Raw genomic sequence first — 12,728 nt, forward strand, 5'->3', positions numbered from 1 at the left:
AGTATTGGACTGAACATGGAAGGGGCAATTCGGCAGCTCGGAGAGGGTCTGCTCGATAGCATCCCCGCGTGACTGGGGACACGGGTGCCGAAGAGCGGTATTTCACAGAACGCGGCTACGGCTTCGGTGGAGTCCTGGGCCGGGGTATGGAGGGCATCGTCTACGACCTCGGGGACGACGTGGTCGGGAAGGTGTGGTTCCGACGCCGGCCTGAGGAGCTCGGCGTGCTTCAGGCGTTCTATAGGGAGCTGGGCGCGAACCCGTCGCCGGTCAGGTTCCCCGAGATCCTCGAGGTCGGCGTCCTCGACGGTGACGCCCCCGGCCAGGCGGTGACAGTCGAGCGGAAGCTGACCGGCACGACGCTGCGCGAGCGCCTGGCCGACGGCGCCGTTTCGGTTGAACAGGGCCGCGCGTGTGTGATGGAGGTGCTGGCCGCGCTGCGCACGATTCCCGGCGGCCCCGCTGCCCGCGACCTGCCGGTCGTCGACGAGCCGCGGGCCATGCGGTCCGGCGGCGACACCTGGCCACGGGCCCTGTCAGCACAGGACGGCCACTTCGCCTGGTGCGCCGCGTCGTTGGAGCGGGAGGACATCGTCGCGGCGTTGTCGGCTGGGGCGGACCGTTTCTAGCCCCGATCCGTGGCGTTGCGCCGCCAGCAATGCGCCGACCGCGTAAACCCGACCGGCGCGCTTGAAGACGGCTTGAACCACGGCTGTGCCAGCCAACGCGAATGCGATCGGACCTGGCACCACTTCCGCGAACCAGCCAAGGTAAGCAATGAGGAGTGCCCCCCGGAGCTCGCGTTTCCCTGGCTACAGCGGTAGTCCGCCGCCTTCGCCGCCCCGTCGGCGGTCCGGTCCATCCTCCGAGACGGCGCTTTGCATACAGTTCCAGTATTCCGTATTCTCATGCACATGACATTCACGGCGGCGGTGGCCGGCGCGACCGGCTACGCGGGCGGGGAGCTGCTCCGCCTGCTGCTCGGGCATCCGGAGTTCCAGATCGGGGCGCTGACCGCGGGGTCCAGCGCGGGTTCGCTTCTCGGTGAGCATCAGCCGCACCTGGCGCCGCTGGCCGAGCGGGTCGTGGCCGACACCACGGCGGAAGTGCTGGCCGGGCACGACGTCGTCTTCCTCGCGCTGCCGCACGGGCAGTCGGCGGCCATCGCCGAGGCGCTCGGGCCGGAGACCCTGGTCGTCGACTGCGGGGCCGACTATCGGCTGGCCGACGCCGCGGCCTGGGAGAAGTTCTACGGCTCCCCGCACGCCGGCACCTGGCCCTACGGCCTGCCCGAGCTGCCCGGCGCGCGCGCCGCGCTCCGGACGGCCAAGCGGGTGGCCGTGCCCGGCTGCTTCCCGACCGTCTCCTCGCTGGCCCTGGCGCCGGCGGTGGCCGCGGGCCTGGTCGAGCCGGACGTGGTCGTGGTCGCGGCCACCGGGACCTCGGGGGCCGGCAAGTCCCTGAAGCCGAACCTGCTCGGCTCGGAGATCATGGGGAACGTGTCCGCGTACAACATCGCGGGGGTGCACCGGCACACGCCGGAGATCGCACAGAACCTGGGCGCGATCGCGGGGGAGCCGGTGACGGTCTCCTTCACGCCGGTGCTGGTGCCGATGCCGCGCGGCATCCTCGCGACCTGTACCGCGAAGCTGAAGACAGGCGTGGGGTCCGACCAGCTGCGGGACGCCTACACCAAGGCCTACGCCGACGAACCGTTCGTGACCCTCCTGCCCGAAGGCCGGCTGCCCGCCACGGCCGCCGTGCTCGGCTCGAACACCATCCAGCTCCAGGTCGCGGTCGACGAGGCCGCCGGCCGCGCCGTCGTCATCGGCGCCGTCGACAACCTCACCAAGGGCACCGCCGGGGCGGCGGTGCAGTGCGCGAACCTCGCCCTGGGCCTGCCGGAGACCACGGGCCTGAGCACCGTCGGGATCGCGCCGTGAACACCGCCATCACCTCGGCCGGCGCGCACAGCGCGAACGCCCCAAGTGCCACCAGCCCCGCCAGCCACCTCACCAACGCCGCCCGCACCCTGCGCCGCACCATCGTCGCCGCCATGGGGATCTCAGCTCGGATGGGAGCCGAACTATGAGTGTCACCTCCGCGAAAGGTTTCCGCGCGGCGGGCATCGCCGCCGGCATCAAGGCCTCCGGCAACCCCGACCTGGCGCTGGTCGTCAACGACGGCCCCCACCACGCCGCCGCCGGCGTCTTCACCTCCAACCGCGTCAAGGCCGCCCCGGTCCAGTGGTCCGAACAGGTGCTCAAGGCCGGCACGGTGACCGCCGTCGTCCTCAACTCCGGCGGCGCCAACGCCTGCACCGGCCCGGCCGGCTTCCAGGACACCCACAAGACCGCCGAGGAGGCCGCCGCCCTCCTCGGCACCTCCGCCGCCGAGGTGGCCGTCTGCTCCACCGGCCTGATCGGCGTCCGCCTCCCCATGGACGCCCTGCTCTCCGGCCTCAAGACCGCCGCCGGAGCGCTCGCCGCGGACGGCGGCCCGGCCGCCGCGACCGCCATCATGACCACCGACACCGTCGCCAAGACCGCCGAGGCCCACGGCACCGGCTACGTGGTCGGAGGCATGGCCAAGGGCGCCGGCATGCTCGCGCCCGGCCTGGCCACGATGCTCGTCGTCGTCACCACCGACGCGGTCGTCGAGTCCGACACCCTCGACGCCGTCCTGCGGAACGCAGCCGAGGTCACCTTCGACCGCGTCGACTCCGACGGCTGCATGTCCACCAACGACACCGTCCTGCTCCTGGCCTCCGGCGCCTCCGAGATCACCCCCGACCCCGCCGAGTTCCAGAACGCGGTCACCGAGGTCTGCGCCGACCTGGCCCGCCAGCTCGTCGGCGACGCCGAGGGCGCCACCAAGGACATCGCCGTCGAGGTGGTCCACGCCGCCACGGAGCAGGACGCGGTCCAGGTCGCCAAGGCCGTCACCCGCAGCAACCTCTTCAAGTGCGCCATGTACGGCAACGACCCCAACTGGGGCCGCGTCCTGTCCGCCGTCGGCACCACCGAGGCCGCCTTCGACCCCGACCACGTCTCCGTCGCCATCAACGGCGTCTGGGTCTGCCGCGACGGCGGCGTCGGCGACGACCGCGACCTCGTCGACCTCACCGGCCGCGACGTCCAGGTCACCATCGACCTCGCCGCGGGCGGGGAGTCCGCCACCGTCTGGACCAACGACCTGACCCCCGGCTACGTCCACGAGAACTCGGCCTACTCCTCATGAGCACCCTCGAGAGCGCCGGCACCGGCGCGCGCCGGCACGAGGCCCTGGCCAAGGCCGGGATACTCACGGAGGCGCTGCCCTGGCTGTCCGCCCTGCACGGCAAGACCGTCGTCGTGAAGTTCGGCGGCAACGCCATGGTCGACGACGAGCTCAAGGCCGCGTTCGCCAAGGACATCGTCTTCCTCCGCTACGCCGGCCTGCGCCCGGTCGTCGTCCACGGCGGCGGCCCGCAGATCAACGCCCAGCTCGACAAGCTCGGCATCGAGCACCGCTTCGCCGGCGGCCTGCGGGTCACCACCGACGAGACCATGGACGTGGTCCGCATGGTCCTCACCGGCCAGGTGCAGCGGGAGATCGTCGGCCTGATCAACACCCACGGCCCCTTCGCCGTCGGCATGTCCGGCGAGGACGCCGACACCATGAAGGCGGTCAAGCGCCAGGGCTTCGACGTCGACGGCACGCCGATCGACATCGGCCGCGTCGGCGACATCGAGTCCGTCGACCCCGGCGCCCTGGACGCCCTGCTGGACGACGGCCGGATCCCGGTCGTGTCGTCCATCGCCCGCGCCGCCGACGGCCCCGGCGTCTACAACGTCAACGCCGACACCGCCGCCGCGGCGCTCGCCGTCGGCCTGGGCGCGGAGAAGCTCGTGGTCCTCACCGACGTCGAGGGCCTGTACGCGGACTGGCCGGCCTCCGACGAGGTCATCAGCCGCCTCAGCGCCGACGCGCTCGCCGCGCTGCTGCCCACGCTGTCCTCCGGCATGGTCCCGAAGATGGAGGCCTGCCTGCGGGCCGTGCGCGGGGGAGTGCCGCGCGCCCACGTGCTGGACGGCCGCGTCCCGCACGCGCTGTTGCTGGAGGTCTTCACCGACGAGGGGATCGGAACGATGGTGGTGCCGGCATGAGTATGGTGGCGAGGACGGGGTCGGCCGCGAACCCGAAGACGGACCGGACGACGAAGCCCGACACGGAGCTGGAAACAGGGCGGACCGGCGACGACACGCTGCCGGTCGTCGAACCCGGATACGGCGCGGCCTGGACCGAGCGCTACGGCCACGCCCTGATGAACACCTTCGGCACGCCCCAGCGCGTCCTGGTGCGCGGCGAGGGCGCCTACGTCTGGGACGCCGACGGCAAGCGCTACCTGGATCTGCTGGCCGGCATCGCGGTCAACGCCCTGGGCCACGCCCACCCGCTGATTGTGCAGGCCGTCACCACCCAGCTGACCACGCTCGGCCACATCTCCAACTTCTTCGCCTCGGCCCCGCAGATCGTGCTCGCTGAGCGGCTGGTGGAGCTGCTCGGCCACGCCAACGGCACCGACGCCCGGGTCTTCTTCTGCAACTCCGGCGCCGAGGCCAACGAGGCGGCGTTCAAGGCGGCGCGCCGCACCGGCCGCACCAAGATGGTCTCCACCGAGGGCTCGTTCCACGGCCGGACCATGGGCGCGCTCGCGCTCACCGGGAAGGCCGCGATCCGCGAGCCGTTCGAGCCGCTGCCCGGCGACGTGACGTTCGTGCCGTACGGCGACGTCGCGGCGCTCGAAGCCGCGGTCGACGACGCCACCGCCGCCTTCATCGTCGAGCCGATCCAGGGCGAGAAGGGCGTCGTCCCGGCGCCGCCCGGCTACCTGCGGGCCGCGCGGGAGATCACCGCCCGGCACGGCGCGCTGCTGATCGTGGACGAGATCCAGACCGGCGTCGGCCGCACCGGCCGGTGGTTCGGGCACACCGCCGCCGGCGTGGTCCCGGACCTGGTCACCCTGGCCAAGGGCCTCGGCGGCGGGATGCCGATCGGCGCCTGCGTGGGCCTGGGCCGGGCCGCGACCCTGCTCGGCCCCGGGCAGCACGGTTCCACCTACGCCGGCAACCCGGTCGCCTGCGCCGCCGGACTGGCCGTGCTGCACGCCATCGAGCGGGACGACATCCTGGCCAACGTCACCGAGGTCGGCGCCCACCTGGCGGCCGGCATCACCGGGCTCGGGCACCCGGCCGTCGCCGGAGTCCGCGGCGAAGGGCTGCTGCTGGCGATCATGCTGACCGGTCCGTACTCCGCCGCCGTGGCCGAGGCCGCGCTGGAGGCCGGGTTCATCGTCAACGCGCCGGCGCCGGACGCCATCCGGCTGGCCCCGCCGCTCGTGCTCACCACGGCCCAGGCCGACGAGTTCCTGGCCGCGCTGCCCGCGCTGCTCGACGCCGGTTCCGCCGCCGTCGCCCCTGAAGCCCCTGAAGCCCCTGAAACCACTGAAGCCGCCGAAGCCACCGACAAGGACGCCTGAGCAATGGTCCGCCACTTCCTCCGTGACGACGATCTGACCCCGGCCGAGCAGGCGCACGTCCTGGACCTCGCCGCCGTCTTCAAGAAGGCCCCGCTGGACCACCAGGTCCTGACCGGGCCGAAGGCCGTCGCGGTCCTGTTCGACAAGCCCTCGACCCGCACCCGGGTGTCGTTCAGCGTCGGCATCGCCCAGCTCGGCGGCTACCCGCTGGTCATCGACGCCGCCGGCAGCCAGCTCGGCCGCGGCGAGGAGGTCGGCGACACCGCCAAGGTGCTGGAGCGGCAGGTCGAGGCCATCGTGTGGCGGACCTTCAGCCAGTCCCGGATCCAGGAGCTCGCGGCGGTCAGCGCCGTCCCGGTCGTCAACGCCCTGACCGACGACTTCCACCCCTGCCAGATCCTCGCCGACCTGCAGACGGTGCGCGAGCACAAGGGCGCCCTGGCCGGGCTCACCATGACCTACCTCGGCGACAGCGCCAACAACATGGCGCACTCCTACCTGCTCGGGGGCGCCACCGCGGGCATGCACGTCCGGGTCGCCGGACCCGCCGGCTACCCGCCGCGGCCGGACATCGTCGCCGACGCCGCGCGCATCGCCGGGGCCACCGGCGGCTCCGTCACCTTCACCACCGACGCCGCGGAGGCCTGCGCCGGCGCCGACGTGCTCGTCACGGACACCTGGGTCTCCATGGGCCAGGAGGACGAGAAGGCCGAGCGCGCCGAGATCTTCAAGCCGTACGGTCTCGACGACGACGCATTGGCGCTCGCCGCCCCGGACGCGATAGTCCTGCACTGTCTTCCGGCTTACCGCGGCTACGAGATCTCGGCCTCGGTGATAGACGGCCCGCAGAGCGTGGTGTGGGACGAGGCTGAGAACAGACTCCACGCGCAGAAGGCCCTTCTTGCTTTCCTGTTGGAGTCCCCATGAGCGAAGCCACGGTCCCGCAGACCCGCACCGCGCGCCACCAGCGGATCGCCCTGCTGCTGGAACGGCACTCGGTCCGGTCGCAGGCCGAACTCGGCCGGCTGCTGGCCGAGGACGGGCTGTCGGTCACCCAGGCCACGCTCTCGCGCGACCTGGACGAACTCGGCGCGGTCCGGGTCCGCGACGGCGCCGGGAACCTGGTCTACGCGATCCCGGCCGAGGGCGGCGACCGCACCCCGGTGGCCGCGCAGGCCGAACCGGTCTTCGAACAGCGGCTGAACCGGCTGCTCGGCGAGTTGATGGTGAGCGCCGAGGCGTCGGCGAACCTGGTGGTGGTGCGCACGCCTCCGGGCGCGGCGCAGTTCCTCGCCAGCGCGTTCGACAAGGCCGCGGTGCCGGAGATCCTCGGCAGCATCGCCGGCGACGACACGGTGCTGCTGATCAGCCGTGATCCCGTGGGTGGCGCCGCTCTGGCTGCGAAGCTGCTGTCGGCGGCAGAGAACTAGAAACGGACCACAGCGGTAGCGAGGAGCGGAAAGCCATGACTGAGAAGGTGGTGCTGGCCTACTCCGGCGGCCTGGACACCTCGGTGTGCATCGGCTGGATCGCCGAACAGACCGGCGCGGAGGTCATCGCGGTGGCCGTCGACGTCGGCCAGGGCGGCGAGGACCTGGAGGCGATCCGCAGGCGGGCCCTGGCGTGCGGCGCGGTCGAGGCGGAGGTCGCCGACGCCCGCGACGAGTTCGCCACCGACTACTGCGTCCCGGCCCTGAAGGCGAACGCGCTCTACCAGGACCGCTATCCCCTGGTGTCGGCGCTGTCGCGACCGGTCATCGTGAAGCATCTGGCGGCCGCGGCGAAGAAGCACGGTGCGAGCACCGTCGCCCACGGCTGCACCGGCAAGGGCAACGACCAGGTGCGCTTCGAGGCCGGCATCGCGTCGCTGGCGCCGGATCTGAAGTGCATCGCCCCGGTCCGCGACTACGGGATGACGCGGGATGAGGCCATCGCCTTCGCCGAGGTCAACGGGCTGCCGGTGGGCACCACGAAGGCGAACCCGTACTCGATCGACCAGAACCTGTGGGGCAAGGCCGTCGAGACCGGCTTCCTGGAGGACATCTGGAACGGGCCGGTCGAGGACCTGTACTCGTACACGCAGGACCCTGCCGCGCCGCGCGAGCCCGACGAGGTCGTGATCACCTTCACCTCGGGTGTGCCCACGGCCCTCGACGGCCGGCCGGTGACGCCGCTGGAGGCGGTCCTGGAGATGAACCGGCGCGCCGGAGAGCAGGGCGTGGGCCGGATCGACCTGGTCGAGGACCGGCTCGTCGGCATCAAGAGCCGCGAGGTGTACGAGGCGCCCGGCGCCATCGCGCTGATCACGGCGCACCAGGAGCTGGAGAACGTCACGATGGAGCGGGATCTGGCCCGCTTCAAGAAGGGCGTGGACCGGCGCTGGGGCGAGCTGGTGTACGACGGCCTGTGGTTCTCGCCGCTGAAGCGGGCCCTGGACGGGTTCGTCGACGACGCCAACGAGCACGTCTCCGGCGATGTCCGGATGACACTGCACGGCGGCCGCGCGGTGGTCACCGGCCGACGCAGCGGGGAGTCGCTGTACGACTTCAACCTGGCGACCTACGACACCGGCGACGTCTTCGACCAGACGCTGGCCAAGGGCTTCATCGAGCTCTTCGGCCTGCCGTCGAAGATCGCGGCCAAGCGGGACCTGGCCACACCACGACAGCTGTAGTTGACAACCGCTTCTGCCTCCCGTTTCCGGCTCCCAGAGCCGGTAACAGGAGATAGAACCCGAAGGTAGAAACGGCGAGGAATGATGAGCAGCCCGGAACCCACCCTGCGGCTTTGGGGCGGACGGTTCAGCGGCGGACCGTCGGAGGCGCTGGCCGCCCTGTCGGCGTCCGTGCACTTCGACTGGCGGCTGGCCCGCTACGACCTGGCGGGCTCGCGCGCCCACGCCCGCGTGCTGCACCGCGCCGGCCTGCTCGGCGACGAGGACCTGGCCGCGATGCTGGCCGGCATCGACGCGCTGGAGGTCGACGTGGTCTCCGGGGCGTTCGTGGCCACCGTCGCCGACGAGGACTGCCACACCGCGCTGGAGCGCGGCCTGGTGGAGCGGCTCGGCGCCGAGCTCGGCGGCCGCCTGCGGGCCGGCCGCAGCCGCAACGACCAGATCGCCACCCTGTTCCGGATGTACCTGCGCGACCACGCCAAGCAGATCGCCACCCTGATCGCCGACCTGCAGCAGGCGCTGATCGACCAGGCGGCCGCCCATCTCGACGTGGCCATGCCCGGCCGCACCCACCTGCAGCACGCCCAGCCGGTGTTGTTCGCGCACCACATCCTGGCCCACGCCCAGGCCCTGTCCCGGGACGCCGAGCGCCTGCGGGACTGGGACAAGCGCGCGGACGTCTCGCCCTACGGCTCCGGCGCCCTGGCCGGCTCCTCGCTCGGCCTGGACCCCGAAGCGGTCGCCGCCGACCTCGGCTTCTCGGCCAGCGCCGCCAACTCGATCGACGGCACCGCCGCCCGCGACTTCGCGGCCGAGTTCGCGTTCGTGACGGCGATGATCGGCGTCGACGTCTCCCGGATCGCCGAGGAGATCATCCTGTGGACCACGAAGGAGTTCTCCTTCGTCACCCTGGACGACGCCTACGCCACCGGCTCGTCGATCATGCCGCAGAAGAAGAACCCGGACATCGCCGAACTGGCCCGGGGCAAGTCCGGCCGGATGATCGGCAACCTGTCCGGCCTGCTCGCCACGCTCAAGGCCCTGCCCCTGGCCTACAACCGGGACCTGCAGGAGGACAAGGAGCCGGTCTTCGACTCGGTCGACACCCTCGAGGTCCTCCTCCCGGCGTTCACCGGCATGATCGCGACGATGACCGTGCACGGCGACCGGATGGCCGCGCTGGCCCCGGCCGGCTTCTCCCTGGCCACCGACGTCGCCGAGTGGCTGGTCCGGCAGGGCGTGCCGTTCCGCGTCGCGCACGAGGTGGCCGGCGCCTCGGTGCGGTACTGCGAGGAACGCGACATCACGCTGGAGCAGCTGACCGACGCCCAGCTCGCCGAGATCTCCCCGTTCCTGGCCCCGGACGTGAGGACCGTGCTGACCGTCGAGGGCTCGCTGGCCTCCCGCGACGGCCGCGGCGGCACCGCCCCGAAGCGGGTCGCCGAGCAGTTGGACGCGCTGGCGGCGGACGTCGCGGCGCAGCGGGAGTGGGCCGGGCGCTGACCGCCTCCTGACGCATTCGCGCCAAAGCGCCGCCGCCCATGGTGGGTTGGCGGCGCTTTCGGCACTCTGGAAGGCATGTCTGCGTAGGGGGGAACCCACTGTGCGTACGAAGAACAGGTCGCGCGGTCGCGGCGAGCACGACGACGAGCCGTACGAGCCGTGGTCGGAGATCGTGCCGGGACTGTGGATGGGCGGCCACGAGTACCTCGACCCCGACGGGGTGTGGACGCTGGCGATCGTCGGCGACGAGTTCGACGCCGTCTACAGCCTCCACTCCCGGGAGGGCCACGGCCCGGCGGACGGAGTCCGGCATCGGGTGCTGGAGGTGCCGGACGACGCCCTGACCGCCGGGCAGATCCGCGCGGTGGAGGACTTCGCGGCAGCTGTGGCGCGGGACTATGCGAAGGGGAACCGCGTCCTGGTGCGCTGCCGCGCCGGGATGAACCGATCGGGGCTGGTCGTCGCGGCGGTGCTGATCAGCGGTGGGCTCACCGCGGGGGACGCTATAGCGATGATTCGGAGACGCCGGGCTCCAGGCGCCTTGAACAACGAGCACTTCGTCTCGTACCTGGAAACGGGACTGGACCTCGCGGCCCAGCTCACAGCCCTGGGCGCGGACGACTGACGGGTCTGGAAACCGCCAGGGTCGTCAGTACCGCATGATTGACTCTCCCCATGCCCGTCGTCCCGCGCTCCTTCTTCTCCCGCCCCGCCGAGACTGTGGCCCCAGAGCTCCTCGGGTGTCTGCTCGTACGGGAAAGTGCGGAGGGACGCCGCGTTCTACGCATCACGGAAGTCGAGGCGTACGCCGGGCCACTGGACCCCGCTTCCCACGGCTTTCGGGGGAAGACACCGCGAAATGCGGTCATGTTCGGTCCGCCGGGTCACCTCTATGTGTACTTCACTTATGGGATGCACTTCTGCATCAACTTCGTATGTAGTCCCGAGGGGGAATGCTCGGCAGTCCTCATCCGCGCCGGCGAGATCGTCGAAGGTGCCGAGTTGGCGCGCGCTGCCCGTCCCGGATCCTCCGACCGGGATCTGGCCCGCGGACCGGCGCGGCTGACCAAGGCGCTGGAGCTGGCACGTGAGGACAACGGCCTTGACCTGTGTGACGGTGGCCCGCTGACCGTTATGGAGCGCGCGTCCGCCGACTTCGCTGTGGTGAGCGGTCCCCGCGTCGGGGTGTCCTCGGCCGCGGAGGTGCCGTGGCGGTTCTGGATCGAGGGCGACCGCACGGTGAGCGCGTACAAGGCCCACAAGCCGCGGGCGCGGGGGAGTGCGGCGACTTCTCCGACCTCCGCCACGTCGTCCTGAGTCCTGAACTCGTTCGCAAGACCGGCGCCCGATACGGCAGGCTGGTATCCGACAGCTCGTACGCCGCCTACCGATACCGTGAGGGACCAAAGTGACCGACATCGTCGAGGAGCTCAAGTGGCACGGCCTGCTGGCCCTGTCCACTGACGAGGACGCGCTGCGCAAGGCGTTCGCCGACGGACCGGTCACCTTCTATGTGGGCTTCGACCCCACGGCGCCCAGCCTGCACTTCGGCAACCTGGTCCAGCTCATGGCGGCCCGCCGCATCCAGCAGGCCGGGCACCGGCCGCTGGTCCTGGTCGGCGGCTCCACCGGGCTGATCGGCGACCCGAAGCCGAACGCCGAGCGGCAGCTGAACAGCAAGGAGACGGTCGCCGAGTGGGTCGGCAAGATCCGCGAGCAGGTCTCCCGCTTCGTGTCCTTCGAGGGCCCGAACGCCGCGACCGTGGTGAACAACCTCGACTGGACCGCCCCGATGTCCGCGATCGACTTCCTGCGCGACATCGGCAAGCACTTCCGCGTCGGCAAGATGCTCGCCAAGGACGCGGTCAGCGCCCGCCTGAACTCCGAGGCCGGCATCAGCTACACCGAGTTCAGCTACCAGATCCTGCAGGGCATGGACTACCTGGAGCTGTACCGGCAGTACGGCTGCACGCTCCAGACCGGCGGCAGCGACCAGTGGGGCAACATCACCGCCGGCGTGGACCTGATCCACAAGGCCGAGGGCGTCTCGGTGCACGCGCTGGCCACCCCGCTGCTGCTGAAGGCCGACGGCACCAAGTTCGGCAAGACCGAGTCCGGCACCGTCTGGCTCTCTCCCGACCTGATGTCGCCGTACGCCTTCTACCAGTACTTCCTCAATGCCGAGGACGCGATGGTGATGACCTACCTGAAGGTCTTCAGCTTCCGCCCCCGCGCCGAGATCGAGGAGCTGGAGCAGCTCACCGCCGACAAGCCGCAGATGCGTGCCGCGCAGAAGGCCCTGGCCGAGGACGTCACGACGCTGGTGCACGGCGCCGACAACACCGCGAAGGTGATCGCCGCGTCCCGCGCCCTGTTCGGGCAGGGCGACCTGGCCGAGCTCGACGAGCCGACACTGCGCGCCGCCCTGTCGGAGCTGCCCAGCACCAAGGTGGCCGAGCTGGTCCCGGTGGCGCAGCTGCTGGCCGACACCGGCCTGGTCGCGAGCCGGGGCGCCGGCCGCCGCACCATCAACGAGGGCGGCGCGTACGTGAACAACCGCAAGATCGAGGCCGAGGACGAGACCCCCACCGCGGACGATCTGCTCCACGGCCGCTGGCTCGTCCTGCGCCGCGGCAAGCGCACCCTCGGCGCGGTCGAAGTCGGCGCCTGACCCCGGCCCGACCGGGACCTGATCAGCTCTGTTCGCCAGGAGTTGACGCGGGCAACGCCTCCGCGTATATTTTGTAGACGTTGCCCGCCAGACAGGATCTACGTCACCACGAGATCACTCCGGGTAACCATCCGAAGCGGCAAAACCACACGGCAAGTATGGGGCTGACTGAAGCTCCGTAGGTGCCGTGTCAGCGTCTGCGGATGATGCCGGACCCCGACGGCGCCGATTTGGTCGCCGGCCGGAGAGTCCGATACAGTCTGGGAACCGCCGAGGAACGGGAATTCACATCCCGCCCGAAGCGAATCGCAATCAAGCGAAAAGCGAAATTGCGGGAAACGCAGAGGATCTGCTAAGAT

Annotated in this window: 13 protein-coding genes; all 13 read left to right on the plus strand. The window is 71.1% G+C overall.

Annotated elements, in window-relative coordinates; translation table 11 throughout:
- Positions 1-68: 68 nt before the first annotated feature.
- Positions 69-629: a hypothetical protein gene (locus ABD466_RS29800; RefSeq protein ID WP_344660523.1), complete on the plus strand. Its 561-nt coding sequence runs from the start codon at positions 69-71 to the stop codon at positions 627-629.
- Between the two features lie 285 nt (positions 630-914).
- The gene (gene argC, locus ABD466_RS29805; protein ID WP_344660524.1) at positions 915-1,943 is read left to right on the plus strand and encodes an N-acetyl-gamma-glutamyl-phosphate reductase; all 1,029 of its coding nucleotides are present in this window, start codon (positions 915-917) and stop codon (positions 1,941-1,943) included.
- Complete coding sequence (locus ABD466_RS29810; protein WP_344660525.1) at positions 1,940-2,092, plus strand: hypothetical protein; 153 nt, start codon at positions 1,940-1,942, stop codon at positions 2,090-2,092. Before argC ends, ABD466_RS29810 begins: the two co-directional genes overlap by 4 nt.
- Positions 2,089-3,240, plus strand: coding sequence for a bifunctional glutamate N-acetyltransferase/amino-acid acetyltransferase ArgJ (gene argJ / locus ABD466_RS29815; RefSeq protein ID WP_344660526.1), 1,152 nt, complete (start codon positions 2,089-2,091; stop codon positions 3,238-3,240). Before ABD466_RS29810 ends, argJ begins: the two co-directional genes overlap by 4 nt.
- Positions 3,237-4,148, plus strand: a complete 912-nt coding sequence (gene argB / locus ABD466_RS29820; RefSeq protein ID WP_344660527.1) for an acetylglutamate kinase — start codon at positions 3,237-3,239, stop codon at positions 4,146-4,148. Before argJ ends, argB begins: the two co-directional genes overlap by 4 nt.
- A gap of 2 nt (positions 4,149-4,150) precedes the next feature.
- The gene (locus ABD466_RS29825; RefSeq protein WP_344660542.1) at positions 4,151-5,521 is read left to right on the plus strand and encodes an acetylornithine transaminase; all 1,371 of its coding nucleotides are present in this window, start codon (positions 4,151-4,153) and stop codon (positions 5,519-5,521) included.
- Positions 5,522-5,524: 3 nt separating this feature from the next.
- Positions 5,525-6,448: an ornithine carbamoyltransferase gene (argF, locus tag ABD466_RS29830; protein WP_344660528.1), complete on the plus strand. Its 924-nt coding sequence runs from the start codon at positions 5,525-5,527 to the stop codon at positions 6,446-6,448.
- Positions 6,445-6,951 (plus strand): arginine repressor, encoded by a 507-nt coding sequence (locus tag ABD466_RS29835; RefSeq protein ID WP_344660529.1) that lies wholly within the window; start codon positions 6,445-6,447, stop codon positions 6,949-6,951. The genes argF and ABD466_RS29835 overlap by 4 nt, the downstream gene beginning before the upstream one ends.
- Positions 6,952-6,986: 35 nt before the next feature.
- Positions 6,987-8,195, plus strand: a complete 1,209-nt coding sequence (locus tag ABD466_RS29840) for an argininosuccinate synthase (RefSeq protein WP_344660530.1) — start codon at positions 6,987-6,989, stop codon at positions 8,193-8,195.
- Between the two features lie 84 nt (positions 8,196-8,279).
- Positions 8,280-9,698 carry an argininosuccinate lyase gene (argH, locus tag ABD466_RS29845; protein WP_344660531.1) on the plus strand — a complete coding sequence of 473 codons (1,419 nt, stop codon included), beginning with the start codon at positions 8,280-8,282 and terminating at the stop codon, positions 9,696-9,698.
- A 100-nt stretch (positions 9,699-9,798) separates the two neighbouring features.
- Positions 9,799-10,323: a protein-tyrosine phosphatase family protein gene (locus ABD466_RS29850; protein ID WP_344660532.1), complete on the plus strand. Its 525-nt coding sequence runs from the start codon at positions 9,799-9,801 to the stop codon at positions 10,321-10,323.
- 50 nt (positions 10,324-10,373) lie between these two features.
- Complete coding sequence (locus tag ABD466_RS29855; protein ID WP_344660533.1) at positions 10,374-11,015, plus strand: DNA-3-methyladenine glycosylase; 642 nt, start codon at positions 10,374-10,376, stop codon at positions 11,013-11,015.
- 91 nt (positions 11,016-11,106) lie between these two features.
- Positions 11,107-12,369, plus strand: a complete 1,263-nt coding sequence (tyrS, locus tag ABD466_RS29860; RefSeq protein ID WP_344660534.1) for a tyrosine--tRNA ligase — start codon at positions 11,107-11,109, stop codon at positions 12,367-12,369.
- Positions 12,370-12,728 lie beyond the last annotated feature (359 nt).

It is taken from the genome of Catenulispora subtropica, from assembly GCF_039531675.1.
In the GTDB taxonomy this organism is placed as follows: domain Bacteria; phylum Actinomycetota; class Actinomycetes; order Streptomycetales; family Catenulisporaceae; genus Catenulispora; species Catenulispora subtropica.

Excerpts from the sequence above, each read along its gene's own strand:
- argJ (WP_344660526.1), top strand. The coding sequence starts at position 2,089 with ATGAGTGTCACCTCCGCGAAAGGTTTCCGCGCGGCGGGCATCGCCGCC.
- ABD466_RS29835 (WP_344660529.1), top strand. The coding sequence starts at position 6,445 with ATGAGCGAAGCCACGGTCCCGCAGACCCGCACCGCGCGCCACCAGCGG.
- argB (WP_344660527.1), top strand. The coding sequence starts at position 3,237 with ATGAGCACCCTCGAGAGCGCCGGCACCGGCGCGCGCCGGCACGAGGCC.
- ABD466_RS29855 (WP_344660533.1), top strand. The coding sequence starts at position 10,374 with ATGCCCGTCGTCCCGCGCTCCTTCTTCTCCCGCCCCGCCGAGACTGTG.
- argC (WP_344660524.1), top strand. The coding sequence starts at position 915 with ATGACATTCACGGCGGCGGTGGCCGGCGCGACCGGCTACGCGGGCGGG.
- ABD466_RS29825 (WP_344660542.1), top strand. The coding sequence starts at position 4,151 with ATGGTGGCGAGGACGGGGTCGGCCGCGAACCCGAAGACGGACCGGACG.
- ABD466_RS29840 (WP_344660530.1), top strand. The coding sequence starts at position 6,987 with ATGACTGAGAAGGTGGTGCTGGCCTACTCCGGCGGCCTGGACACCTCG.
- argH (WP_344660531.1), top strand. The coding sequence starts at position 8,280 with ATGAGCAGCCCGGAACCCACCCTGCGGCTTTGGGGCGGACGGTTCAGC.
- argF (WP_344660528.1), top strand. The coding sequence starts at position 5,525 with ATGGTCCGCCACTTCCTCCGTGACGACGATCTGACCCCGGCCGAGCAG.